General features: G+C 70.0%; 18 protein-coding genes, 1 tRNA gene and 1 pseudogene. 14 read left to right on the top strand and 6 right to left on the bottom strand.

The annotated features are described in order from the left end of the window. Window positions 1-507: 507 nt before the first annotated feature. A pseudogene (locus KUM03_RS19960) lies at window positions 508-1,668 on the top strand (ATP-dependent helicase C-terminal domain-containing protein); the annotation flags it as partial. Between the two features lie 79 nt (window positions 1,669-1,747). On the opposite strand, the gene KUM03_RS19955 reads toward KUM03_RS19960, so the two are convergent. Then, window positions 1,748-3,598, bottom strand: coding sequence for a lytic transglycosylase domain-containing protein (locus KUM03_RS19955; protein WP_217250633.1), 1,851 nt, complete (start codon window positions 3,596-3,598; stop codon window positions 1,748-1,750). 237 nt (window positions 3,599-3,835) lie between these two features. Between KUM03_RS19955 and KUM03_RS19950 the strand changes: the two genes are divergently transcribed. Continuing rightward, window positions 3,836-4,690 carry a DUF4184 family protein gene (locus KUM03_RS19950; protein ID WP_217250632.1) on the top strand — a complete coding sequence of 285 codons (855 nt, stop codon included), beginning with the start codon at window positions 3,836-3,838 and terminating at the stop codon, window positions 4,688-4,690. Here the strand turns inward: KUM03_RS19950 and KUM03_RS19945 are convergent. Beyond that, on the bottom strand, window positions 4,611-4,958 hold the full coding sequence (locus KUM03_RS19945; RefSeq protein ID WP_308406359.1) for a hypothetical protein: 348 nt from the start codon (window positions 4,956-4,958) through the stop codon (window positions 4,611-4,613). The genes KUM03_RS19950 and KUM03_RS19945 overlap by 80 nt on opposite strands. 729 nt (window positions 4,959-5,687) lie before the next feature. Then, window positions 5,688-8,414, bottom strand: coding sequence for a DNA polymerase I (gene polA, locus KUM03_RS19940; RefSeq protein WP_217250630.1), 2,727 nt, complete (start codon window positions 8,412-8,414; stop codon window positions 5,688-5,690). 181 nt (window positions 8,415-8,595) lie between these two features. Between polA and KUM03_RS19935 the strand changes: the two genes are divergently transcribed. The 9 genes from KUM03_RS19935 to KUM03_RS19895 all read left to right on the top strand — a co-directional run bounded on the left by KUM03_RS19935 (window position 8,596) and on the right by KUM03_RS19895 (window position 18,743). Then, complete coding sequence (locus tag KUM03_RS19935; RefSeq protein ID WP_217250629.1) at window positions 8,596-10,875, top strand: FdhF/YdeP family oxidoreductase; 2,280 nt, start codon at window positions 8,596-8,598, stop codon at window positions 10,873-10,875. Window positions 10,876-10,960: 85 nt separating this feature from the next. Further along, entirely contained in the window at window positions 10,961-11,449 is a 489-nt protein-coding gene (locus KUM03_RS19930) for a PaaI family thioesterase (RefSeq protein ID WP_217250628.1), read from the top strand. 106 nt (window positions 11,450-11,555) lie between these two features. Continuing rightward, window positions 11,556-12,086, top strand: coding sequence for a hypothetical protein (locus tag KUM03_RS19925; protein WP_254399607.1), 531 nt, complete (start codon window positions 11,556-11,558; stop codon window positions 12,084-12,086). After that, a complete protein-coding gene (locus KUM03_RS19920; RefSeq protein WP_217250627.1) occupies window positions 12,083-12,694 on the top strand; it encodes a Tat pathway signal sequence domain protein in 612 nt (203 codons plus the stop codon). Before KUM03_RS19925 ends, KUM03_RS19920 begins: the two co-directional genes overlap by 4 nt. 287 nt (window positions 12,695-12,981) lie before the next feature. Further along, window positions 12,982-14,223, top strand: coding sequence for a branched-chain amino acid ABC transporter substrate-binding protein (locus KUM03_RS19915; protein WP_217250626.1), 1,242 nt, complete (start codon window positions 12,982-12,984; stop codon window positions 14,221-14,223). 120 nt (window positions 14,224-14,343) lie between these two features. Further along, on the top strand, window positions 14,344-15,276 hold the full coding sequence (locus KUM03_RS19910; protein ID WP_217250625.1) for a branched-chain amino acid ABC transporter permease: 933 nt from the start codon (window positions 14,344-14,346) through the stop codon (window positions 15,274-15,276). Between the two features lie 5 nt (window positions 15,277-15,281). Continuing rightward, window positions 15,282-17,108 (top strand): branched-chain amino acid ABC transporter permease, encoded by a 1,827-nt coding sequence (locus KUM03_RS19905; protein ID WP_217250624.1) that lies wholly within the window; start codon window positions 15,282-15,284, stop codon window positions 17,106-17,108. Window positions 17,109-17,112: 4 nt separating this feature from the next. Then, on the top strand, window positions 17,113-18,030 hold the full coding sequence (locus KUM03_RS38895; RefSeq protein WP_217250623.1) for an ABC transporter ATP-binding protein: 918 nt from the start codon (window positions 17,113-17,115) through the stop codon (window positions 18,028-18,030). Next, window positions 18,027-18,743 carry an ABC transporter ATP-binding protein gene (locus tag KUM03_RS19895; protein WP_217250622.1) on the top strand — a complete coding sequence of 239 codons (717 nt, stop codon included), beginning with the start codon at window positions 18,027-18,029 and terminating at the stop codon, window positions 18,741-18,743. Before KUM03_RS38895 ends, KUM03_RS19895 begins: the two co-directional genes overlap by 4 nt. A gap of 79 nt (window positions 18,744-18,822) precedes the next feature. Here the strand turns inward: KUM03_RS19895 and KUM03_RS19890 are convergent, their stop codons facing one another. After that, window positions 18,823-19,479 (bottom strand): ANTAR domain-containing response regulator, encoded by a 657-nt coding sequence (locus KUM03_RS19890; RefSeq protein WP_073721833.1) that lies wholly within the window; start codon window positions 19,477-19,479, stop codon window positions 18,823-18,825. 98 nt (window positions 19,480-19,577) lie between these two features. Between KUM03_RS19890 and KUM03_RS19885 the strand changes: the two genes are divergently transcribed. Next, window positions 19,578-19,660: transfer RNA gene (locus tag KUM03_RS19885), tRNA-Leu, on the top strand. A gap of 83 nt (window positions 19,661-19,743) precedes the next feature. Beyond that, complete coding sequence (locus KUM03_RS19880; protein ID WP_217250621.1) at window positions 19,744-20,532, top strand: helix-turn-helix domain-containing protein; 789 nt, start codon at window positions 19,744-19,746, stop codon at window positions 20,530-20,532. Between the two features lie 2 nt (window positions 20,533-20,534). On the opposite strand, the gene pyk is transcribed toward KUM03_RS19880, so the two are convergent. Then, complete coding sequence (gene pyk / locus KUM03_RS19875; protein ID WP_217250620.1) at window positions 20,535-21,971, bottom strand: pyruvate kinase; 1,437 nt, start codon at window positions 21,969-21,971, stop codon at window positions 20,535-20,537. A 220-nt stretch (window positions 21,972-22,191) separates the two neighbouring features. Between pyk and KUM03_RS19870 the strand changes: the two genes are divergently transcribed. Further along, window positions 22,192-24,012: a bifunctional UDP-sugar hydrolase/5'-nucleotidase gene (locus KUM03_RS19870; RefSeq protein ID WP_217250619.1), complete on the top strand. Its 1,821-nt coding sequence runs from the start codon at window positions 22,192-22,194 to the stop codon at window positions 24,010-24,012. Window positions 24,013-24,040: 28 nt separating this feature from the next. On the opposite strand, the gene KUM03_RS19865 is transcribed toward KUM03_RS19870, so the two are convergent. Then, the coding region (locus tag KUM03_RS19865) for a lysine N(6)-hydroxylase/L-ornithine N(5)-oxygenase family protein (protein ID WP_254399606.1) at window positions 24,041-25,436 on the bottom strand (1,396 nt) is incomplete at its 5' end.

Here is a 25,436-nt window from a genome sequence, read left to right as displayed (position 1 = left end):
GGCACGGGGGCGGGCTCGGGCACAGGGACAGGCACCGGCACGGGGGCGGGCTCGGGCACAGGGACAGGCACCGGCACGGGGGCGGGCTCGGGCACAGGAGCAGGCACCGGGGCGGGCTCGGACACAGGAGCAGGCACCAGCACGGGGACAGGCTCGGGCACAGGGACAGGCACCAGCACGGGGACAGGGACCGGCACGGGGACAGGGACCGGCAGGGGCTCCGGGGCAGGCACCGGCACGGGTCCCGTTACGGGCTCGGGCTCCGGCACGAGGCTCGACGCGGGCACGCGCTCCGGTGCAGACACCGGCACGAGCACTGACGCGGGCACCGGCACCGGGCTCCCCACGGGCACGAGCACCGGCGCAGGGACCGGTACCGGCACCGAGGACGCGAGGGGCCCGGGCGCGCGTGGGTCGGGCGAGGGTACGCGTGTCGGCCCGGGCTCGGGCGCCCGCGTCCCCGGCAGTCAGGGGTCCGACCCCGTCGGCCCGGGTACCCGCGGTTCGGAGGCGGTGGCCGAGGTGGTGGCCCTGCTCAGTGAGGAGCCTCCGCGGGAGTACGGGGACGATCTGGTGGCCGCGTTGCGCGCCGCTCGGCGTGGGGGCGACGCGTACGGGGCGCGGTGGCGGAGCGAGGTCCGACGGCTGCGGGCCGCCGGGCGGGGCTCCGGCCCCGGCTTGGTCCAGGAGGTCACCGACGACGGTGTCGCCGGGCTGGTGACGGCGCTCGCCTTCCCCGAACGGGTGGCCAGGAAGGACGGCGGTTCGTACCTCATGGTGTCCGGCACCCGGGCCGAACTGCCGGAGACGTCGGCGTTGCGCGGGGCCCCATGGATCGCCGTGGCCGTGGCCGACCGGCCCGTGGGGAAGGGGCACGCGCGCGTACAGCTCGGCGCGGTCGTCGACGAGGCGACGGCCCGGCTGGCGGCGGGGGCGCTGCTGGAGGAGCGGGACGAGGTCCACTGGGCCGACGGCGATGTCGTGGCCCGGCGGGTCGAACGGCTCGGGGCGGTGGAGCTCACGGCACGGCCACTCGCCGCCCCCGACCCCTCCCTCGTACGGAACGCGCTGCTGGAGGGGCTGCGGCGAGAGGGGCTCGGCTTGCTGCGCCGGCCGGCCGACGCGGAGGTGCTGCGTCAGCGGCTCGCCTTTCTGCGGCGGCGGCTCGGCGATCCCTGGCCGGACGTCTCGGACGACGCGCTGCACGCGCGCGTGGACGAGTGGCTGGAGCCCGAGCTGAGCCGGGCCCGGCGGCGGGCCGACCTGGCACGGATCGACGCCGTGCAGGCACTGGCGCGGCTGCTGCCCTGGGCCTCGGGCGAGGCGGCAAGGCTCGACGAGCTGGCACCGGAGCGGATCACCGTCCCCAGCGGGTCCAGGATCCGGATCGACTACGGCGACCCCGCGCAGCCGGTCCTCGCGGTGAAGTTGCAGGAGATGTTCGGGCTGCAGCACTCGCCCGAGGTCGCCGGGGTGCCGCTCCTCGTCCATCTCCTCTCCCCCGCCGGCCGCCCGGCCGCGGTCACCGCCGACCTGGCCTCCTTCTGGAAGGACGGCTACAACGGCGTACGGGCGGAGCTGCGCGGCCGCTATCCGAAGCATCCGTGGCCCGAGGACCCTGCCACGGCGGAGCCGACCCGGCACACCAAGGCCCGGCTCGGGAAGTGAGCGGACGACGACGTGCCCGAGGGGCGCCCCCGCCGAAGCGGAGGGCGCCCCTCGGTTCGTTCGCGCGGGAGCCGCGCGCCTACGCGTCCGGCTCGGTCGACGGCTCGGTGGAGGGGCTGGGCGAGGCGTCGGGCGACTCGGGCGACGGGCTCGGCGTCGGCTTCGCCTCGGCCACCTTCAGCTGGACGTCGAGCGTGGCGCCGCCCGCGGTGGTCAGGCGCAGCACGTACGTGCCGTCGGTGTCGTCCGCGTACAGCTTCGGCAGCGTCAGCAGGCCCTTGGCGTCGGTCTTCAGGCCGGTCAGGGTGCGGACGGCCTTGCCGTCGGCGTCCTTGAAGTAGGGACCCTTGTCGTTCTCGGCCGGGTCGAGCACCGACTTGATGAGCGTGGCGGTGACGGCGACCTTGTCCGCGGCGGCGCCCTTGTGCGTGGCCTTGACCTCGACCCGGTCCGCGAACTCACCGCCGGGCGTGCACGTCAGGTCGGTCGCGTCGGTGCGCGCGAGGGCGTCGGCGACACGCTCGGTGACGGTCGCCTCGTAGTCGACGCCGGGGACGATCCGGCCGACGACGGCGGCCCGCACGGTGAAGGCACCGGTCTTCTCGCCCGCCACCAGCGCGGGTGCGACCGCCACGCCGGAGGCGTCCGTGATGGCCACGGCCACCTTCTCACCGCCGGTGAAGGTGGCGTCCGTGTCACCCAGGACGGTGAAGCGGATCCGTACCTTGCCGACGGTCTTTCCGGCCCTGGTCTCGGCGCGGGTGCTGATCTTCTTGGCGAAGGTGTCGCCGGCGATGGCGGTGAGCCCGGTGGTGCCGGCGTTCTCCAGGTGGTGCACCGTGTCGGTGGGGGTCTGGTTGTCGGGCGGGGTCTCGGGGTCGGTCGGGTCCGGGGAGCCGGTGCCGGGGTCTGTCGGATTCGTAGGGTTCGTTGGGTTGGTGGGGTTCGTAGGGTTCGTTGGGTTGGTGGGGTTCGTCGGCTTGCCGGAACCGGTGGAACCGCCCGGCTTGTCCGGGCTGGGCGACGGCGTGCCCGGGGTCGTGGGGCGCGTGCTCGGGCCCGTGCCACTGGGCGACGGGTCGGGACGGCTCGCCGCGCCGGCGTCGCTGCGGTTCCCGGGCAGGGCCCCGGTGCCGTCCGGGATCTCGTGGGTGCCCTTGCGGTAGTGCTCCAGCCACGACAGGACCGTGTGCAGGTAGTCCTGCGAGTTGTTGTAGCTGAGGATCGCGCGGTCGAGGTCCGCCTGGTCGGACAGGTCCCAGCCGTTGCGGCACAGGTAGTGTCCGGCGGCGAGCGCGGCGTCGTAGATGTTGTTGGGGTCTTCCTTGCCGTCACCGTTGCCGTCGCGGGCCGCCCAGGCCCAGGTGGAGGGGATGAACTGCATGGGGCCGACGGCGTTGTCGTAGGCGCTGTTGCCGTCGTAGACGCCGTTGTCGGTGTCCTTGATGAGCGCGAAGCCGTTGCCGTCGAGCTGCGGGCCGATGATCGGACTGGTCGTGGTGCCGTCGGCGGTGACGCGGCCGCCACGGGCCTGGCCCGACTCCACCTTGCCGATGGCGGCGAGGAGTTGCCAGGGCAGGTTGCAGCCGGGCTTGGACCGGCGCAGCGCCGACTCGGCCTTCTTGTAGGCGTCGAGGACAGTGGCGGGGATGCCCGCCTCGGACGGTGTCCGGGACGCGGGGGTGCCGATGGTCGGCGCGGGGCTCGGGCTGTTCAGCGGCGGCAGGTCCGTGTAGTACGGCGAGTTGCCGGTCGCGCTCTCCTCGGCGGGCGTGTCGGAGGCCGGCACGTTGTCGGAGGTGGTCTGTCTGCCGTTGGCGTCGGTCGTCACGTTGGGAGCCTGGGACGCGGACAGGGCCGCGACCGCGACCGCCGCAACGGTGGTGGTGACCGCCGCCTTGCGGAGCCTCCTGTCGAAATGCGCCGCCATAGAGTGAACCCCTCCCGTGGACGCCCGCGCGTCCGTCCGTCTTCGGCTGTCGTACTCGCTCGTCGTACCCGTCCTGTTGCGACGAGCGGTGCGCGTCGGAGGTTGCGCCGCAACTTTCCCTGCGCGGTGCTCGTCTGTTCGATCAGCACGGTGCCGCAGGCGACCCTACGACAACTTGCTTTGCACGGGGACCCGTTCGTGCCCGATATTCACCAGTTGGCCATAAGAGGAGTTTCGTTGCCGTTCACCCTCAGTCACGCCGCCGCCGTCCTGCCCGCGCTGCGGGGTGACGGGACCGGACGGGGGCGGCTGGTGCCGGCCGTACTGGTGGCGGGATCGTTTGCGCCCGACATGACCTACTACGCGGCGAGTTTCCTGTCCGGGGCGATGGAGTTCGGGGACGTCACGCACTCCTTCCCGGGTGTCTTCACGCTCGATGTGCTCATCGCCTGGGCGCTGGTGGGGTTGTGGCTGGTCGTGCGGGAGCCGCTGGTGGCCCTGCTGCCGCCGTCCCGGCAGGGGCGGGTCGCTACCCTGTTGCGGTGCGGGGCTCCGCGCGCGCGTGTGGGGCCGTCGCTGCTTCTGTGGTGGTACGTGTCGGCGGTGCTGGGAGCGTCGACCCACGTGGTGTGGGACGCGTTCACGCACCTCGACCGGTGGGGGATGAAGGTGTTCCCCGTCCTCGGCCGGGAGATCGCGGGCTCCCCGCTGTACTGGTACCTCCAGTACGGGGGTTCCGCCGTGGCGGCCGTCGTGCTCGCCGTGTTCCTGGCGCGGGCGCTGCGCCGGGCGCCCCGGACCGGGGCGTCCCACGTTCCGGCGCTCCTGGTGCGGGACCGGTGGTGGGCCGGGGCGGTGCTCGTCGGTTGTGCGGTGGCCGGGGCGGTGCGGCGGGCCACCCGGTGGTGGGACTACTGGGGCGACGTCGCGAAGCCCTGGGAGCTGATCCCGACGGTGTGCTTCGGGGCGGGCGCGGGGCTCGTCCCGGGGCTGCTGCTGTACGCCGTGGCGGTCAGGGTGTGGCGTCCGGCCCCGGTCCCCGCCGTCCCGGCAGGCGCCGGTACGGAACCGGACCGCCGGGTCGCGTCCTGAGCGTGTCGGTGCTCGCCACGAACACGGTGAAGGTGCGCGCGGGCCGGGTGCGCGGCAGCAAGGTGATGGCGAGCGCCAGGTAGCCGCGGGCCAGGTCGGCCCACAGGCGCCAGGCGGGCGTCTCGCCCGGGGCCGCGGCGGCCTGGTCCCGGTGGAGGAGTCCGCGGCGGAGGTCTGCCGTGGTGCGGCGCAGGGCCGTCGTGAGGGTGGTGGGGGTGCGGCCGGTACTTGCGCCCGGTGCGAAGACCGGGACCGGCAGGAGTGGCACGCGGGCGGGTCGGTCTGTGCTTGCCCGTCCCGGTGTGGTCCGGTGGTGGAGCATGCGTATACCCATGCCCGCATCCTCACGGGAGTCGGGGTCGGGGGGCGCTTTCGCGGGGGCCACCTGAGTGACGGGCCCTGCCGGGCGGGCGGGGCGAGCAGGGGGCGTTGCCCTCCGGGTCGGTGGGCGACTGCGTATGTGCCGGGCGCGGAGGGCACCGGTGAACGGCGTTTCCGTCCGGACGGGGAGCGTCGGCGTACGTGCAGGGCGGGCCGAACGGCGGTGTTTCCCACCCGACCGGTGGGCGACTGCGTATGTGCCGGGCGCGGAGGGCACCGGTGAACGGCGTTCCCTCCCGGACGGCAAGCGTCGGCGTACGTGCAGGGCGGGACGAACGGCGGTGCTTCCCACCCGGCCGGTGGGCGACTGCGTATGTGCCGGGCACGGAGGGCGCCGGTGAACGGCGTTCCCTCCCGGGCAAAGGACGTCGGTGTACGTGCCGGGCCCGGCCGGCGACGGCGGCCGGAAACGGTCGCCGGGCTTTGGCGAGGGCGATGTCAGCGGCGTGGACGGTGAGCCGGAGGAATCCGCCGCGAGCACGCAGCCCCGCAGCGCTCCCCCGCCTCCTGCCGACCGACCCCGTCCGCCGATCGCCCTTCCACCGGTCGTCGGTCGCCGGGGCACGCCGACCACCCTCCCGCCGTCCGTCCGCCGTGCCCCGGCGACCGGCGCACGCTAGTGCGCCGCCGACTCCCAGTCCGGCCCGACGCCCACCGAAACGCCCAGGGGAACCCTGAGCTGCACGGCGTTCGCCATTTCGCGGCGGACGAGTTCCTCCGCCGCCGCGCGCTCGCCGGGGGCGATCTCCAGGACGATTTCGTCGTGGACCTGGAGCAGCATGCGGGAGGTGAGACCGGCCTCGCGCAGCGCCTTGTCCACATTGAGCATGGCGATCTTGACGATGTCGGCGGCCGTGCCCTGGATCGGCGCGTTCAGCGCCATGCGTTCGGCCGCCTCGCGGCGCTGGCGGTTGTCGCTGTTGAGGTCGGGCAGGTAGCGGCGGCGGCCGAAGAGTGTCGCCGTGTAGCCAGTCGCCCGTGCCTCGTCGACGACCCGGCGCAGGTAGTCCCGTACGCCGCCGAACCGCTCGAAGTACGCGTCCATCAGCCCGCGGGCCTCGGCCGCCTCGATGTTCAGCTGCTGGGAGAGGCCGAAGGCCGACAGACCGTACGCCAGTCCGTACGACATGGCCTTGATCTTGCGGCGCATCTCCGCGTCGACCGCGGACTGCTCGACGGAGAAGACCTGCGCGGCGGCGGTGGTGTGCAGGTCCTCGCCGGAGGTGAAGGCCTCGATCAGGCCCGCGTCCTCGGAGAGGTGCGCCATCACGCGCAGCTCGATCTGGCTGTAGTCGGCCGTCATCAGCGACTCGAAGCCCTCGCCGACGACGAAGCCGCGGCGGATCGCCCGGCCCTCGTCGGTGCGGACCGGGATGTTCTGCAGGTTCGGGTCCGTGGAGGAGAGGCGGCCGGTCGCGGCGACCGTCTGGTTGAACGTGGTGTGGATGCGGCCGTCGCCGGCGATCGTCTTGATCAGGCCCTCGACCGTGACCCGCAGCTTGGCCTGCTCGCGGTGGCGGAGCATGATGACCGGCAGTTCGTTCTCGGTCTGTGCCGCGAGCCACGCCAGGGCGTCCGCGTCCGTGGTGTAGCCGGTCTTGGTCTTCTTCGTCTTCGGCAGGTTCAGCTCGCCGAAGAGGACTTCCTGGAGCTGCTTGGGCGAGCCGAGGTTGAACTCGTGCCCGGCCGCCGCGTGCGCCTCCTTCACCGCCTGCTGCACGGCGCCGGCGAACATCTGCTCCATGGCCTGGAGGTGCTCCCGGTCGGCCGCGATGCCGTGCCGCTCCATGCGGGCCAGCAGCGCGGACGTGGGCAGCTCCACGTCCCGCAGCAGGTCGGCGGCGCCGACGTCCGCCAGGCGGCCCTCGAAGGCCTCGCCCAGGTCGAGGATCGCGCGGGCCTGCACCATCAGCGCCTCGGCCTCGGCGCCGTCGTCCGCGCCGAAGGCGAGCTGGCCGTCGGCCGCGGCGGCGGGCGCGAGCTCGCGGTGCAGGTACTCCAGGGAGAGCGCGTCCAGGTCGAAGGAGCGGCGGCCCGGCTTGACCAGGTAGGCGGCGAGCGCGGTGTCCATGCCGACGCCGGCGACGCACCAGCCGTGCTCGGCGAAGACGCGCATCGCGCCCTTGGCGTTGTGGAAGACCTTGGGCCGGTCCGGGTCGGACAGCCAGGCCGCGAACGCCGCCTCGTCGGCCTCGTCCAGCTCGGCCGGGTCGAACCAGGCGGCCTTCCCGTCGGCCGCGGCGAGCGCGACCTCGGCGACGGAGCCGGTGCCCAGCGCCCAGGTGTCGACCGTGGCGACGCCGAGTGGCTGCGTGCCGTGCCCGGCGAGCCAGCCGGCCACCTCGCCGGTGCCCAGCACGGTGCCGTCCAGCTCCACACCGTCCGCCACGACCGGGGTCGCCTCGGCCTCCTCGGCGCCCGGGTCTACGGCGTACAGCCGCTCGCGCAGGGACGGGTTGCGGATCTCCAGGGTGTCCAGGATCACCGCGACGCCCTTGCGGTCGTACGCCGCGCGCTCCAGGTCGGTGACCGTCTTCGGCAGCTCGACCCGGCGCTCCAGCTCGGTGAGCCGGCGGTTGAGCTTGACGGACTCCAGGTGGTCGCGGAGATTCTGGCCCGCCTTGCCCTTGACCTCCTCGACGCGCTCGACCAGGTCGGCGAAGGACCCGAACTGGTTGATCCACTTCGCGGCGGTCTTCTCACCGACGCCCGGGATGCCCGGCAGGTTGTCGGACGGGTCGCCGCGCAGGGCCGCGAAGTCGGGGTACTGGGCGGGGGTCAGCCCGTACTTCTCGAAGACCTTCTCCGGCGTGAAACGGGTCAGCTCGGAGACGCCCTTGGTCGGGTACAGCACCGTGGTGTGCTCGCTGACCAGCTGGAAGGAGTCCCGGTCGCCGGTGACGATCAGGACGTCGAAGCCCTCGGCCTCGGCCTGCGTGGCGAGCGTGGCGATGACGTCGTCGGCCTCGAAGCCCTCGACGGCGAAGCGCTGCACGTGCATGGCGTCGAGCAGCTCGCCGATCAGCTCGACCTGCCCCTTGAACTCGTCCGGCGTCTTGGAGCGGTTCGCCTTGTACTCGGTGAACTCCTGGGACCGCCAGGTCTTGCGGGAGACGTCGAACGCCACCGCGAAGTGCGTCGGCGCCTCGTCACGCAACGTGTTGGCCAGCATCGACGCGAAGCCGTAGATCGCGTTGGTCGGCTGGCCCGTCGCGGTCGTGAAATTCTCCGCGGGCAGCGCGAAGAACGCGCGGTAGGCCAGTGAGTGCCCGTCCATGAGCATCAGGCGCGGACGGCCGCCGCCGGAGGTGCTGTCGGTCTTCTTCGCTGCTGTCTCTGCCACGTCCCCGATCCTGCCACGGACCACTGACACTCGGCCCCGCGCTCGCCGCCGACATGGACCGGCCGCCGTCCGCCGCCACGATCACCGCTTCCGCATCCCGGCCCGCCCGGCCTCCTGCACTGTCACAGGGACGTGCGAGGATCGGAGACGTACCTCACACGCGTAAGCGAAGGAGCGCGCGATGGCCACCAAGCCGCCCACGGGTGATCCGGTCCAGGACGCCCCGCAGGTCACCGAGCCACAGCACGCGGCGGCGGGCATCCCGGCCATCGGCCACACCCTGCGGATCGCGCAGCGGCAGATGGGCGTGAAGCGGACCGCGCTGACGCTGCTGAGCGTCAACCAGAAGGACGGCTTCGACTGCCCGGGCTGCGCCTGGCCGGAGCCGGACCACCGGCACAAGGCGGAGTTCTGCGAGAACGGCGCGAAGGCCGTGGCCGAGGAGGCCACCCTGCGCCGGGTCACCCCGGAGTTCTTCGCCGCGCATCCCGTGGCCGACCTCGCCACCCGCAGCGGCTACTGGCTGGGCCAGCAGGGACGGCTCACGCACCCGGTGTACCTCCCGGAGGGCGGCGAGCGCTACGAGCCGGTGAGCTGGGAGCGCGCCTTCGACATCGTCGCGGAGGAGATCGCCGCCCTGGACTCGCCCGACGAGGCGGTCTTCTACACCTCCGGCCGCACCAGCAACGAGGCGGCGTTCCTCTACCAGCTCTTCGCGCGCGAGCTCGGCACCAACAACCTGCCCGACTGCTCCAACATGTGCCACGAGTCGTCCGGCTCGGCCCTGTCCGAGACCATCGGCGTCGGCAAGGGCAGCGTCCTGCTGGAGGACCTCTACAAGTCGGACCTGATCATCGTGGCCGGCCAGAACCCGGGCACCAACCACCCGCGCATGCTCTCCGCCCTGGAGAAGGCCAAGGCCAACGGTGCGAAGATCATCAGCGTCAACCCGCTGCCCGAGGCGGGCCTGGAGCGCTTCAAGAACCCGCAGACCCCCAAGGGGCTCACCGCGGGCGCCGCACTCACCGACCTGTTCCTGCAGATCCGCATCGGCGGCGACCAGGCCCTGTTCCGGCTCCTCAACAAGCTGATCCTGGACACCGACGGCGCGGTCGACGAGGCGTTCGTCGCCGAGCACACCCACGGCTACGAGGAGTTCGCCGAGGCCGCCCGCGCCGCCGACTGGGAGGCGACGCTCGCGGCGACCGGCCTCACCCGCGCGGAGATCGAGGAAGCCCTGCGCATGGTGCTCGCCTCGAAGCGCACCATCGTGTGCTGGGCGATGGGCCTGACCCAGCACAAGCACTCCGTGCCCACCATCCGCGAGGTCGTCAACTTCCTCCTGCTGCGCGGCAACATCGGCCGTCCGGGCGCCGGCGTCTGCCCGGTCCGCGGCCACTCCAACGTGCAGGGCGACCGCACCATGGGCATCTTCGAACGCCCGGCGCCCGCCTTCCTGGACGCCCTGGAGAGGGAGTTCGGCTTCGCACCGCCGCGCGAGCACGGCTACGACGTCGTACGGGCCATCCGCGCGATGCGCGACGGCGAGGCCAAGGTCTTCTTCGCCATGGGCGGCAACTTCGCCTCCGCCTCCCCCGACACCGAGGTCACCGAGGCGGCGATGCGCCGGGCCCGGCTCACCGTGCACGTGTCCACCAAGCTGAACCGCTCGCACGCCGTCACGGGCGCGCGCGCCCTGATCCTGCCGACACTCGGCCGCACCGAGCGGGACCTCCAGGGCGGCGGCGAGCAGTTCGTCACCGTCGAGGACTCCATGGGCATGGTGCACGCCTCCCGCGGCCGGCTGGAGCCCGCGAGCGCCCACCTGCTGTCCGAGCCGGCCATCGTGTGCCGGCTGGCCCGCCGGGTGCTGGGCGAGAGCAGTTCCACGCCCTGGGAGGAGTTCGAGAAGGATTACGCGACGATCCGCGACCGCATCGGGCGCGTGGTCCCGGGCTTCGAGGACTTCAACGCGCGCGTGGCCCGCCCCGGCGGTTTCGCCCTGCCGCACGCCCCGCGCGACGAGCGCCGCTTCCCCACGGCCACCGGCAAGGCCAACTTCACCGCGGCACCGGTCGAGCACCCTGAGCTGCCCGAGGGACGGCTGCTGCTGCAGACGCTGCGCTCGCACGACCAGTACAACACCACGATCTACGGCCTGGACGACCGCTACCGGGGGATCAGGAACGGCCGCCGGGTCGTCCTGGTCAATCCGGAGGACGCCCGGGGGCTCGGCGTCCGGGACGGCGCGTACGTCGACCTGGTCAGCGAGTGGAAGGACGGGGTGGAGCGGCGGGCGGCCGGCTTCCGCGTCGTGCACTACCCGACGGCCCGGGGCTGCGCGGCGGCGTACTACCCGGAGACCAACGTCCTGGTGCCCCTGGACGCCACCGCGGACACCAGCAACACCCCGGCCAGCAAGTCCGTCGTCGTCCGTCTGGAACAATCGGCGACCGACTGAGCGTTTGCTCAGACGTGCCGACGGCCCTTCCCACGGGGCCGGCCGGCGGATCCGACAGACGGAGCGACGAAACGGAGCCGGGCCCATGGGCGAGCAGCAGCAGGTGCAGTTCCCGCAGGAGGTCATCGACGAGTACGCCACGCTCGGCGTCGACCTGCCCGCACTCTTCTCCGCCGGGCACCTCGGGACGCGCATGGGCGTCCAGATCCTCGAGGCGTCGGCCGACCGTGTCGTCGGCACCATGCCGGTCGAGGGCAACACCCAGCCGTACGGGCTGCTGCACGGCGGCGCCTCGGCGGTGCTGGCCGAGACGCTCGGGTCGGTCGGCTCGATGCTGCACGGCGGCGCCTCCAAGATCGCCGTCGGCGTCGACCTGAACTGCACCCACCACCGCGGGGCCCGCTCCGGCCTGGTCACCGGGGTGGCCACACCGGTGCACCGGGGCCGGTCGACGGCGACGTACGAGATCGTGATCAGCGACGAGCAGGACCGCCGCGTGTGCACCGCCCGGCTGACCTGCCTGCTGCGGGACGTGAAGCCGGGCGACGGGGCGCAGGCGGGCGCGACCGCCTGAGCGGCACGGCAGCCCGGCGCGGCGCACGGCCCGGTCGGTACACGCCCGGTCGGCGCGCCGCGCCCACGGCATTGCTCCCGGCCACCCGGCGCCCTAACTTCGGGGCATGGGACGGGGAGAGGCCCCTCGGCCGGGGGCGACGGCTCGGCGGTTCCGCTTCACCTCCGCGCGGATCACGTCCGCCGGGCTCGCGCCCCGGCGCACGGCGCGCTTCCGGATCGTTCCCGCCCTGCTCGCCCTGGCACTGAGCCTGCCGGCCGGCGCCCTGGCCACCGCTTGCGGCAACTCCCGCACCACCGGGGCCCCTTCCGCCACCGCCACGCAAGCGACCGCACCACTGCCCCCGTCCCCATCGGCATCGGCTCGGCAACCCCTCTCTCCCACGGAGTTGTGTACGACCGCCGTCCGTTACTGGGCCCGCCGGATACTCGACGGCGCCACCCCCTACGGCGACTACCAGTCGATGGGCCTGTCCAACCGTCAGTACGGCATCCTGCGCGAGGTCGTGGACGCCGCGCAGACGACGAAGCGCGCCCAAGGAACCAGAGCCGCAAAGGCACTGATCGACCGTCAGACGCGGATCAGGTGCACCCAGCAGTACCGCGACGGCGGCCCGACCGAAGGCCCCTGGCAATGACCGGCACCGGCCCCGTGGAGCCGGGCGAGGGCACCCGCGCCCGGGACGCCGCCGGCACCCCGCGGCCACCCGCCCGGCCGCGTGGCCGCCTGGCCCGGCGCTACGCCGACCACCGCCGGGCCGCCCTCGCCACCGCCGCGATCCTCGGCGTGCTGGCGGGCAGCGGCTACCTGTACGCGAGCCGACCGCGGCAGCCGGCCCCTCCTCCGCCGCCGTACCCGGTCCACGCGGTGGACCTCGTCTACCTGGACGCGGTGCCCGGCCCGGGCGGCGCCGATCCCGGCGCCTTGAGCTTCGCGGTACGGCTGAGCGTGCGGTCCGGCCCGCCCGTCACCCTGACGCGCCTGGCCCAGCCCTACGAGGGCCTGACGATCACTTCGTCACCCGCGGCACCTTTCCAGACAAAGTCGCATTCGGCCCGCAAGATCATTGTCACGCTGAGGGTGACGGAATGCGAAAAAGCCCCCCGGAACCTCGGATTCCCTTTCCTGGATGTAACGCTGCGTAATACGCGCGCAATCCAGACCCACAGTTTCATCCTCGGATCACGCTATGCACAGGACCTCTCCGAGGCCCTCCAGGTCGCCTGCGGCTACGAATCCAGGTAATCACCAAAACGCCCCAGACACCTGAACTCGCCCCATCAGTCCTGCGGGTTCTCATCATGCGGACAGGGCGAATCGGCCTGAATTCCGCCCTTCTTCCCAGCCAGTACCGCTCTGCATTACCCCGTGTCATAACAAGAGCGTCACAGCCTGAGTCAGACCCTCCTCCACGTTCCCCACACACGCTTAGAGTCACGGCCAGTCACCGCGCAGTCGGATTGTCACTTCGGCCCAGCGTTCGACTCGGCCGCTTCCACGGGGACGCGGCTGCGCCAGGGAAAGGACTGATCGTGCGTCAACGTTCGCTCATCGCCATCACCGCCGCTCTGGCGGCGGGAGCGCTCACCCTCACCGCCTGCGGCTCGCGCGACGACGACGGCGGCTCGGACTCCGGCAACGGCGGCAGCGGTGGTGGCACCACCGTCGTCATCGGCGTCGACGCCCCGCTGACCGGCGACCTGTCCGCAATGGGCCTCGGCATCAAGAACTCCGCCGACCTCGCCGCGAAGACCGCCAACGAGGAGAAGTACGTCGACGGCATCACCTTCAAGGTCGAAGCCCTCGACGACCAGGCCCAGCCCTCCGTCGGCCAGCAGAACGCCACCCAGTTCGTCGCCAACGACGAGGTCCTCGGCGTCGTCGGCCCCCTGAACTCCTCCGTCGGCGAATCCATGCAGAAGGTCTTCGACACCGCCAAAATGGTGCAGGTGTCCCCGGCCAACACCGGCCCCTCCCTCACCCAGGGCCCGGACTGGCGCACCAAGAAGGAACGACAGTACGACTCGTACTTCCGCACCGCCACCACCGACGCCATCCAGGGCCCGTTCGCCGCGCAGTACGTCTACAACGACTTCAAGAAGAAGAAGGTCTTCGTCATCGACGACAAGAAGACCTACGGCGCCGGCCTCGCCGCGACCTTCACCGACGAGTTCAAGAAACTCGGCGGCCAGGTCGTCGGCACCGAACACATCAACCCGGACACCAAGGACTACTCCGCGGTCGCCACCAAGGTCGAGAACTCCGGCGCCGACGTCGTCTACTACGGCGGCGAATACCCGCAGGCCGGCCCGCTCAGCAAGCAGATCAAGGCCACCGGCGCCAAGATTCCCCTGGTCGGCGGCGACGGCATCAAGAGCGCCGACTTCATCAAGCTCGCCGGCGCCTCCGGCGTGGGCGACCTCGCCACCTCCGTCGGCGCCCCCGTCGAAGACCTCCCGTCCGCCAAGGAATTCGTCGCCAATTACAAGGAAGCCGGCTACAAGGAGCCCTTCGAGGCCTACGGCGGCTACTCCTACGACTCCGCCTGGGCGATCATCGAAGCCGTCAAGACGGTCGTGGAGAAGAACGACGGCAAGCTCCCCGACGACGCCCGCACCAAGGTCATGCAGGCCATGCAGAACGTCTCCTTCGACGGTGTGACCGGCAAGGTCTCCTTCGACGAATTCGGTGACACCACCAACAAGCAGCTCACCGTCTACGCCGTCAAGAACGGCACCTGGAGCCCCGTCAAGTCCGGCACCTACACCGGCTGACCGACCGGCACGACGCCCGCACCACCGAAGAGCCGCGCGGGGCGCTGTTCCACTGGCGCCCCGCGCGCTCACGCATCCGGCCACATCCGTCGAACGTCCGAAAGTCTCGGAGGACATGCGGTGAACGAACTGCCGCAGCAGCTGGTCAACGGCCTGCTACTGGGATCCATGTACGGGCTGGTCGCCATCGGCTACACAATGGTCTACGGCATTGTCCAGCTCATCAACTTCGCCCACGGCGAGATCTTCATGACCGGCGCCTTCGGCGCACTCACGGTCTACGTGTACATCCTGCCCGACGGCACCTCCATGCTGGTCGCGCTGCCGCTCATGATCGTCGGCGCCGTCATCGTCTCCGTGACCGTCGCAGTCGGGGCGGAACGGTTCGCCTACCGCCCGCTACGCGGCGCACCCCGACTCGCCCCCCTCATCACCGCCATCGGCCTCTCCCTCGCCCTCCAGCAGGCGATCTGGGCCTGGTACCCCGAAGCCAAATCCGCCCGCACCTTCCCCCAGATCGACGGCGGCCCCTTCCACATCGGCAACGTCACCCTCCAGACCGGCGACATCTTCGTCTTCACCGCCGCCCCCATCAGCATGGGCATCCTCGCCTACTTCGTCATGAAGACCCGCACCGGACGCGGCATGCAGGCCACCGCCCAGGACCCCGACACCGCCAAACTCATGGGCGTCAACACCGACCGCATCATCGTCATCGCGTTCGCCCTGGGCGCCGTCTTCGCCGCCGTCGGAGGCGTCGCCTACGGCCTCGAATACGGCCAGATCGACTTCAAGATGGGCTTCATCCTCGGCCTCAAAGCCTTCACCGCCGCAGTCCTCGGCGGCATCGGCAACATCTACGGCGCCATGATCGGCGGCCTCGTCCTCGGCGTCGCCGAAACCCTCGCCACCGCCTACATCGCCGACGTACCCGGCCTCGACCAGTTCGGCAGCCAGTCCTGGGCAGACGTCTGGGCCTTCATCCTCCTCATCCTCGTACTGCTGTTCAGGCCACAAGGCCTGCTCGGCGAACGCGTTGCGGACAGGGCGTGACACCGATGACCACACAGACCACCGCACCGAAGACCACCGACGCGTCCGCCGCCCGCGACACCACCGGCCTCATCGGTATACCCCCGCACATCGGACGAGCCCTCGCCACCGGCGGCGGCGCCCTCACCGTCGCCTCCACCTTCCTCGCCTGGACCTGGACCGCCGAATTCCCCGGCGACCTCACCGTCTACGGCTACCCGGGCGGCCTCCAAGTCCTCGTACTCATCGCCGGCGCCCTCACCGCCCTCCTCGGCCTCGCGTCGTACGGCATCAAGGGACTCCGCTGGCTGGTCCCCGCCGGCGCCGACGCCGCCCTCAAATTCGCCGCCCTCGCCGCCTTCGCGACCACCTGGTACACCGTCATCGCGATCAGCGCCCAACTCGGCGGCCTCGTCAACCTGGAGCCCGGCGGCTACATCGCCGCAGCCGTCACCCTCATCGCCCTCCTCGGCGCACTCGCCCTCCCCTTCGAACGCCCCGCACCCGACCCGTTCGACCCCGACGACACCGGCTGGGAACAGTTCAAGCACACCAGCTCCCAGAACTGGCAGACCATCAGGGCCGCCTTCACCACCGGCACCCCCCGCCCCGTCCGCCCCCTGCCCTCCTACGCCGAAATCCTCATCATCGTCGGCATCCTCGCCGTCGCCCTGACCGTCTTCACCTACGGCATCGGCACCGAATACGACGAACTCTTCATCGGCTTCCTCATCGTCGCCGGCCTCGGCTTCACCGCCCTCCACCGCGCCGGCCTCATCGCCCAAGCCACCGAAATCACCGCCCGGCACCAGTCCATCACCATCTGCGGCGCCTTCATCGCAGCCGCCTGCTTCCCCTTCACCCAGTCCGACGACCGCTACGCCACCCTCGGCGTCTACATCCTGATCTTCGCCACCGTCGCCCTCGGCCTCAACATCGTCGTCGGCCTCGCAGGCCTCCTCGACCTCGGCTACGTCGCCTTCCTCGGCGTCGGCGCCTACGCCGCCTCCATGGTCTCCGGCTCCCCCAGCTCCCCCTTCGACCTCCACCTCCCCTTCTGGGCCGCCGTACTCGTCGGCGCCGCAGCCTCACTCGTCTTCGGCGTCCTCATCGGCGCCCCCACCCTCCGACTGCGCGGCGACTACCTCGCCATCGTCACCCTCGGCTTCGGCGAAATCTTCCGCATCACCGCCAACAACCTCGACGGCACCTCAGGCCCCGACGTCACCAACGGCTCCAACGGCATCTCCTCCATCCCCGACCTCAACGTCCTCGGCTTCGACATGGGGATCTCACACGACATCGGCGGCTTCACCATCGGCCGATTCGCCAACTACTTCTTCATGATGCTCATCATCACGGCCGTCGTCGTCCTCGTCTTCCGACGCAGCGGCGACTCCCGCATCGGCCGCGCCTGGGTCGCCATCCGCGAAGACGAAACCGCCGCCCTCGCCATGGGCATCAACGGCTTCCGCGTCAAACTCATCGCCTTCGCCGTCGGCGCCTCCCTCGCCGGCCTCGCCGGCACCGTCCAAGCCCACGTGACCTACACCGTCACCCCCGAGCAGTACCTCTTCGCCGGCACCACACCGCCCAACTCCGCCTTCCTCCTCGCCGCGGTCGTCCTCGGCGGCATGGGCACCATCGCCGGCCCCCTCATCGGCGCCGCACTGCTCTTCCTCATCCCCAACAAACTCCAGTTCCTCGACGACTACCAGCTCTTCGCCTTCGGACTCGCACTCGTCCTGCTCATGCGCTTCCGCCCCGAAGGCCTCGTCGCCAACCGCCGCCGCAAGCTGGAATTCCACGAAGAAGCCGGCGCGCCCACCACCCTGAGCAAGACAGGGGCCTGACCACATGACCACCGACACCACCACCAAGGACACCACCCCGGGCACACCCGCCCCCGGCACCACCGTCCTCGACGCACGCGGCGTCACCATGCGCTTCGGCGGCCTCACCGCCGTCAACAACGTCGACCTCACCGTCAACAGCGGCGAAATCGTCGGCCTCATCGGCCCCAACGGCGCAGGCAAAACCACCTTCTTCAACTGCCTCACCGGCCTCTACATCCCCACCGAAGGCGAAGTCCGCTACAAGGGCACCGTCCTGCCGGCCAAATCCTTCAAGGTCACCGCCGCAGGCATCGCCCGCACCTTCCAGAACATCCGCCTCTTCGCCAACATGACGGTCCTCGAAAACGTCCTCGTCGGCCGCCACACCCGCACCAAAGAGGGCTTCTGGTCCGCCGTCCTGCGCGGCCCCGGCTTCCACAAGGCCGAAGCGAACTCCCGCGAACGCGCCATGGAACTCCTCGAGTTCGTCGGCCTCGCCGACAAGGCCGACCACCTCGCCCGCAACCTCCCCTACGGCGAACAGCGCAAGCTCGAAATCGCCCGCGCCCTCGCCAGCGAACCCGGCCTCCTGCTCCTCGACGAGCCCACCGCCGGCATGAACCCCCAGGAGACCCGGGCCACCGAAGAACTCGTCTTCGCCATCCGCGACAAGGGCATCGCCGTCCTCGTCATCGAGCACGACATGCGCTTCATCTTCAACCTCTGCGACCGCGTCGCCGTCCTCGTCCAGGGCGAGAAACTCGTCGAAGGCGACAGCGCCACCGTCCAGGGCGACGAACGCGTCATCGCCGCCTACCTCGGCGAACCCCTCGAGAACGACCCCGGCGCCGCGGAAGCCGCCGAAGTCGAAGCCGCCGAGGCCCACGCCCAGGCCGACACCACCACGGACACCGCGGCCGGCAAGGAGAACGACCGATGACCGCACTCCTCGAGGTCGAGGACCTCCGCGTCGCCTACGGCAAGATCGAAGCCGTCAAAGGCATCTCCTTCAAGGTCGACGCCGGCGAAGTCGTCACCCTCATCGGCACCAACGGCGCCGGCAAGACCACCACCCTGCGCACCCTCTCCGGGCTCCTCAAGCCCGTCGGCGGACAGATCAAATTCGGCGGCAAGTCGCTGAAGAAGGTCCCCGCCCACCAGATCGTCTCCCTGGGGCTCGCCCACTCCCCCGAGGGGCGGCACATCTTCCCCCGCATGACCATCGAGGACAACCTCCGCCTCGGCGCCTTCCTCCGCAACGACCGGCCCGGCATCGAGAAGGACATCCAGCGCGCCTACGACCTCTTCCCCATCCTCGGCGAACGCCGCAAGCAGGCCGCCGGCACCCTCTCCGGCGGCGAACAGCAAATGCTCGCCATGGGCCGCGCCCTCATGTCCCAGCCCAAGCTCCTCATGCTCGACGAACCCTCCATGGGCCTCTCGCCGATCATGATGCAGAAGATCATGCAGACCATCGCCGAACTAAAATCCCAGGGCACCACCATCCTGCTCGTCGAACAGAACGCCCAGGCCGCCCTCTCCCTGGCCGACCAGGGCCACGTCATGGAAGTCGGCAACATCGTCCTCTCCGGCAGCGGACAAGACCTCCTCCACGACGAATCCGTCCGCAAGGCCTACCTCGGCGAGGACTGAACCCGTCCCCGGACACGGCTGAGACCCGCGCCCCCACACGGCGCATTCCGGGGGACGCGGGCCTCAACCACACACTCGGTCAGCCCTTCGACGCCTTCTTCTCCTCAGCGTCCTGAATGACCGCCTCCGCCACCTGCTGCATCGACATCCGCCGATCCATCGACGTCTTCTGAATCCACCGGAACGCCGCCGGCTCCGTCAGCCCGTACTCCGTCTGCAACACCGACTTCGCCCGGTCCACCAGCTTCCGCGTCTCCAACCGCAGACTGAGGTCGGCGACCTCCTTCTCCAGCGCCTTCAACTCCGTGAAACGCGAGACGGCCATCTCGATCGCCGGAACCACGTCACTCTTACTGAACGGCTTCACGAGGTACGCCATCGCCCCGGCGTCCCGCGCCCGCTCCACCAGGTCGCGCTGCGAGAACGCCGTCAGCATCAGCACCGGCGCGATGCTCTCCTCGGCGATCTTCTCCGCCGCGGAGATGCCGTCCAGCTTCGGCATCTTCACGTCCAGGATCACCAGGTCCGGCTTGTGCTCACGGGCCAGTTCCACGGCCTCCTCACCGTCACCGGCCTCACCTACGACGGAGTAGCCCTCCTCCTCCAGCATCTCTTTGAGATCCAGCCGGATGAGCGCCTCGTCCTCGGCGATGACGACACGGGTCGTCAGCGGAGGCACGTGCGACTTGTCGTCGTCGTTCACGTCGGCGGGCTGGGGCGACTCGGGGGCGGTCACGTGGGCGCTCCTTGTTCCGGGGCAGGCGGCACTGCTTCCAGCAGGGTACCTAGCTGCGGCTGTGCACTAGGAACCGGTACACTCCGATCAGCCCTGTTGCCGGGTTGATGGAAGGGTAGACATGATCGCCTCAAAAGCGATTGCCTGAAAGGGCGTGCGGGTTCGAATCCCGCACCCGGCACACCAGCGAAGCGGAGGCTCACGTTCTTGTGAACCTCCGCTTTTGCTGCACCGGGCACATGTCCCGTAGCAGACAGTTCTCATGTGAACTTCCACAGCACTGATGTACGACAGAAGGCTCTCACCCTGCTGCGCGGTGGTGCCAAGAATGCGGACGTGGCTCGGAGACTGAACGTCCCGATTGGCACGATCGGCTACTGGAAGCACCTGGACCGCGCCAAGCGCGGCGAATGCCCGGGCAAGCATGATCCAAGTTGTCCGAGGTGCCACGGCCGGGAACTGGACGAGTCTGCCTACAGCTACCTGCTGGGCCTCTACCTCGGCGACGGCCACGTCAGCCACTACTCCCAGCACCGCGTGCCCAACCTCATGATCGCCTGTGCTGACTCGTGGCCCGGTCTTATCGACGACTGCGAACGGGCCATGCGTACTGTCTTCCCTGACAACTCGGTCTGCCGTGTCCGAAAGACCGGCTGCCAATACGTCAAGGTCTACTCGAAGCACCTGCCCTGCCTCTTCCCGCAACACGGCCCCGGCAAGAAGCACGACCGCCGAATCGCCCTCGCCCTCTGGCAGCAGACGATCGTCGACGCCCACCCATGGGAGTTCATCCGCGGACTCATCCACTCCGACGGATGCCGTATCACCAACTGGACGACCCGACTCGTTAGCGGCGTGCGCAAGCGCTACGAATACCCGCGCTACTTCTTCACTAATAAGTCGGACGACATCAGGAAGCTCTTCACCGACACCCTCGACAAGGTAGGTGTCGAGTGGACCACCCTCGCGCGCGGCAGCGATCCCTTCAACATCTCCGTAGCCCGCAAAGCCTCCGTAGCCCTCATGGACGCCCACGTCGGCCCCAAGTACTGAAGTTACTTGGGACTGTCGTCCTCCCCGATGTGGTGCACCCGCACCAGATTGGTCGTGCCCGACACCCCCGGCGGTGAGCCAGCCGTGATGACCACGACGTCGCCCTTCGCGCAGCGGCCGTAGCGCAGGAGCAGTTCGTCCACCTGGTCGACCATCGCGTCCGTGGAGTCGGCGTGGGGGCCGAGGAAGGTCTCCACGCCCCAGGTCAGGCTGAGCTGGGAGCGGGTCGCCGGTTCGGGGGTGAAGGCGAGCAGGGGGATGGGTGAGCGGTAGCGGGAGAGGCGGCGGACGGTGTCGCCGGACTGGGTGAAGGCGACGAGGAACTTGGCGTCGAGGAAGTCGCCGATCTCCGCTGCCGCGCGGGCGACCGCGCCGCCCTGGGTGCGGGGCTTGTTGCGGTCGGTGAGGGGTGGCAGGCCCTTGGCGAGGATGTCCTCCTCGGCCGCTTCGACGATTTTCGCCATGGTGCGGACCGTGTCGACGGCGTGTTTGCCGACGCTGGTTTCGCCGGAGAGCATCACCGCGTCGGTGCCGTCGATGACGGCGTTGGCGACGTCGGAGGCTTCGGCGCGGGTGGGGCGGGCGTTGTCGATCATGGAGTCGAGCATCTGGGTGGCGACGATGACCGGCTTGGCGTTGCGTTTCGCCAGCTTGATCGCGCGCTTTTGGACGATGGGGACCTGTTCCAGTGGCATTTCGACGCCGAGGTCGCCGCGGGCGACCATGATGCCGTCGAAGGCGGCGACGATGTCGTCGATGTTCTCGACGGCCTGGGGTTTTTCGACCTTGGCGATGACGGGGAGGCGGCGGCCTTCTTCGTCCATGATGCGGTGGACGTCGAGGACGTCGCGTCCGCTGCGGACGAAGGACAGCGCGATGACGTCGAAGCCGGCCCGGAGGGCCCAGCGGAGGTCGTCCTCGTCCTTCTTGGAGAGGGCGGGGACGGAGACGGCGACGCCGGGGAGGTTGAGGCCCTTGTGGTCGGAGACCATGCCGCCTTCGATCACCTTGGTGTGGACGCGGGGGCCGTCGACGTCGGTGACTTCCAGGCAGACCTTGCCGTCGTCGACGAGGACGCGTTCGCCGGGGGTGACGTCGGCGGCGAGGCCGGCGTACGTGGTGCCGCAGGTGTGGCGGTCGCCCTCCACTCCCTCCTCGACGGTGATGGTGAAGGTGTCGCCGCGTTCAAGGAGTACGGGTCCTTCGGTGAAGTGGCCGAGCCTGATCTTCGGGCCCTGAAGGTCGGCGAGGGCGCCGACGCTGCGGCCGGTCTCGTCGGCCGCTTTTCGGACACGGCGGTAGCGCTCTTCGTGTTCGGCGTGGGTGCCGTGGCTGAAATTGAAGCGGGCGATGTCCATTCCGGCGTCGACCAGGGCTTTGATCTGGTCGTACGAGTCGGTGGCGGGCCCCAGGGTACAAACGATCTTTGCTCGGCGCATGTGTCGAGCCTATGACTTACTGCCGGGTAGCGAATTGGCCACGCATGACCACTCAACAACCTTTGAGTAAAGGGTTATTGACAAGTGTTGAATTGTGCGGCCGCCCGCTCCGATGAGCACGCGACCTGGCCGTCACCCCTTGACAGGGGGCATGTTCAGGACAGAATCTACGCGCGTTGCCGATGTCGTGCACGGGTCACTGAACCGAGGAGAGCCAGCCATGCCGTTGAACCGCCGGAAGTTCCTGAGCAGGTCCGCAGTGACGGGGGCGGGTGTCGCGCTGGCCGGCGCGGTGGCGGCTCCGGCGGCCGAGGCGGCCCCGGTCGGCAAGCCCCACGGCCACAAGGGGCGCCGCAAGCCCAAGCGGTACGCGCTGACCGTCCTCGGCACCACCGACCTGCACGGGCACGTCTTCAACTGGGACTACTTCAAGGACGCCGAGTACGCCGACTCGGCGGGCAACGCCCAGGGCCTGGCCCGCGTCTCGACGCTGGTGAACCAGGTCCGGGAGGAGAAGGGCCGCCGCAACACGCTGCTGCTGGACGCGGGCGACACCATCCAGGGCACCCCGCTGACGTACTACTACGCCAAGGTCGATCCGATCACCGCCAAGGGTGGTCCGGTGCATCCGATGGCGCAGGCGATGAACGCGATCGGGTACGACGCGGTGGCGCTCGGGAATCACGAGTTCAACTACGGCATCGAGACGCTGCGCAAGTTCGAGGAGCAGTGCGATTTCCCGCTGCTGGGTGCGAACGCGGTGGACGCGAAGACGCTGCGGCCGGCTTTCCCGCCGTACTTCATGAAGACGTTCCGCGTGAAGGGCGCGCCGCCGGTGAAGGTGGCGGTGCTGGGGTTGACGAATCCGGGTATCGCGATCTGGGACAAGGCGTACGTGCAGGGGAGGCTGGCGTTCCCGGGTCTTGAGGAGCAGGCGGCCAAGTGGGTGCCGAAGCTGCGTTCGATGGGTGCGGACGTGGTGGTGGTGTCGGCGCACTCCGGGTCGTCGGGCACGTCGTCGTACGGTGATCAGCTTCCGTACGTGGAGAACGCGGCGGCGAACGTGGCACGGCTGGTGCCGGGGATCGACGCGATTCTGGTGGGGCACGCGCACCAGGAGATCGCGGAGCTGAAGGTCGTGAACGAGGAGACCGGGAAGACGGTGGTGCTGTCGGAGCCGCTGTGTTACGCCGAGCGGCTGACTCTGTTCGATTTCGAGCTGGTCTTCGAGCGGGGCCGGTGGCATGTGGAGTCGGTGCGGGCGTCGCTGCGGGACTCGGCCACGGTCGAGGACGATCCGGAGATCACGAGGCTGTTGACGGACGAGCACGAGAAGGTGGTGGCGTACGTCAATCAGGTGGTCGGTACGGCGACGGAGACGTTGACGACGGTGGAGGCGCGGTACAAGGACGCGCCGATCATCGATCTGATCACCAAGGTGCAGGAGGACGTGGTCAGGGAGGCGCTGGCGGGTACGGAGTATGCGTCGCTGCCGGTGCTGGCGCAGGCTTCGCCGTTCTCTCGGACTTCCGAGATCCCGGCCGGTGAGGTGACGATCCGGGATCTGTCGAGTCTGTACGTGTACGACAACACGCTGGTGGCGAAGTTGATGACGGGCGCCCAGTTGCGGGCGTACCTGGAGTATTCGGCGGAGTACTACGTCCGGACGGCGGCCGGTGCGCCGGTGGACGTGGCGAAGCTGACGAACGCGAACGGTCGTCCGGACTACAACTACGACTACGTGTCGGGGCTGACGTACGAGATCGATGTCGCGCAGGCACCCGGTTCGCGGATCAGGAATCTCGCGTACGGGGGTGCGCCGCTGGCGGATGACGCGCGGTTCGTGCTGGCGGTGAACAACTACCGGGCCAATGGTGGCGGTGCGTTCCCGCATGTGGCGTCGGCCCGGGAGTTGTGGTCGGAGTCGACGGAGATCCGGACGCGGATCGCCGAGTGGGTGACGGCGAAGGGTGTGCTGGATCCGAAGGACTTCGCGTCGGTGGACTGGCGGCTGACGCGGGACGGTACGCCGGTGTTCTGAGCCCGGCGTTTCCGGGGGCGGTGCGGCCTCAGATTCCTTCCACCAGCGGGGTGAGTGCCCGGTGGTCTCGTGCGGAGGGGATCTGGGGCTGTGCGTTTTCCAGGCCGAAGGTGGTGAAGGCGGTGCGGCTCGGGAGGGGGTAGGGGTCGCGGCCGGTGAGGTCGTTGAGGATGGTGGCGCTGCGCCAGGCGGCGAGGCCGAGGTCGGGTGTGCCGACGCCGTGGGTGTGGGTTTCGGCGTTCTGGACGTAGACGTGGCCGGTGACTGAGGGGTCGAGGCGGAGGCGGAAGCGTTCGTCGATGCGGGGGCGTTCGTGGCTGTCGCGTCGCATGTAGGGGTCGAGTCCGGCGAGGATGCGGCTGAGGGGGCGTTGGCGGTAGCCGGTGGCGAGGACGACGGCGTCGGTGGTGAGGCGGGTGCGGGTTTTCTGCTGGTCGTGTTCGAGGTGGAGTTCGATTTTGGTGGTGGCGATGCGGCCGGCGGTGCGGACGTGGACGCCGGGGGTGAGGACGGTGTCGGGCCAGCCGTCGTCGAGGGTGCGGCGGTAGAGCTCGTCGTGGATGGCGGCGGTGGTGTCGGCGTCGATGCCTTTGTGGAGTTGCCATTGGGAGGCGACGAGGCGGTCGCGGACGGGTTCGGTCAGGGCGTGGAAGTAGCGGGTGTAGTCGGGGGTGAAGTGTTCGAGGCCGAGTTTGGAGTACTCCATGGGGGCGAAGGCTTCGGTGCGGCCGAGCCAGTGGAGTTGTTCGCGGCCGGCGGGGCGGTGGCGGAGGAGGTCGAGGAAGATCTCGGCGCCTGACTGGCCGGTGCCGATGACGGTGACGTGGCCGGCGGTGAGGAGGGTGTCGCGGTGGTGTAGGTAGTCGGCGGCGTGGAGGACGGGGACGCCGGGGGTGTCGACGAGAGGTCTGAGCGGGTCGGGGACGTGGGGTTCGGTGCCGACGCCGAGGACGACGTTGCGGGTGTGGGTGCGGCCGAGGGCTTCGGCTTCGCCGTCGGTGCCGAGTTGGGTGTAGTCGACTTCGAAGAGGCGTCGTTCGGGGTTCCAGCGGACGGCGTCGACCTGGTGGTGGAAGTGGAGGGTGGGGAGGTGGTCGGCGACCCAGCGGCAGTAGGCGTCGTATTCGGCTCGTTGGATGTGGAAGCGTTCGGCGAAGTAGAAGGGGAAGAGGCGTTCGCGGTTCTTGAGGTGGTTGAGGAAGGTCCAGGGGCTGGCGGGGTCGGCGAGGGTGACGAGGTCGGCGAGGAAGGGGACTTGGATGCGGGCGCCGTCGATGAGGAGGCCGGGATGCCAGTGGAAGGCGGGGCGCTGGTCGTAGAAGACGGTGTCGAGGTCGGTGAGGGGGTCGGCGAGGGCGGCGAGGGAGAGGTTGAAGGGGCCGATGCCGATGCCGACGAGGTCGCGGGGGGTTTCGGGGGTGTTC

Source organism: Streptomyces sp. AC602_WCS936, assembly GCF_019049125.1.
Lineage (GTDB): Bacteria > Actinomycetota > Actinomycetes > Streptomycetales > Streptomycetaceae > Streptomyces.
Note: the sequence above shows the minus strand (reverse complement) of the source record. Positions and strands in the feature narration are given on the sequence as shown.

Bases quoted from the DNA above. Each gene is read 5' to 3' on its own strand.
- KUM03_RS19955 (WP_217250633.1), bottom strand. From the start codon at position 3,598: ATGGCGGCGCATTTCGACAGGAGGCTCCGCAAGGCGGCGGTCACCACC.
- KUM03_RS19935 (WP_217250629.1), top strand. From the start codon at position 8,596: ATGGCCACCAAGCCGCCCACGGGTGATCCGGTCCAGGACGCCCCGCAG.
- KUM03_RS19930 (WP_217250628.1), top strand. From the start codon at position 10,961: ATGGGCGAGCAGCAGCAGGTGCAGTTCCCGCAGGAGGTCATCGACGAG.
- KUM03_RS19925 (WP_254399607.1), top strand. From the start codon at position 11,556: ATGGGACGGGGAGAGGCCCCTCGGCCGGGGGCGACGGCTCGGCGGTTC.
- KUM03_RS19920 (WP_217250627.1), top strand. From the start codon at position 12,083: ATGACCGGCACCGGCCCCGTGGAGCCGGGCGAGGGCACCCGCGCCCGG.
- KUM03_RS19905 (WP_217250624.1), top strand. From the start codon at position 15,282: ATGACCACACAGACCACCGCACCGAAGACCACCGACGCGTCCGCCGCC.
- KUM03_RS38895 (WP_217250623.1), top strand. From the start codon at position 17,113: ATGACCACCGACACCACCACCAAGGACACCACCCCGGGCACACCCGCC.
- KUM03_RS19895 (WP_217250622.1), top strand. From the start codon at position 18,027: ATGACCGCACTCCTCGAGGTCGAGGACCTCCGCGTCGCCTACGGCAAG.
- pyk (WP_217250620.1), bottom strand. From the start codon at position 21,971: ATGCGCCGAGCAAAGATCGTTTGTACCCTGGGGCCCGCCACCGACTCG.
- KUM03_RS19870 (WP_217250619.1), top strand. From the start codon at position 22,192: ATGCCGTTGAACCGCCGGAAGTTCCTGAGCAGGTCCGCAGTGACGGGG.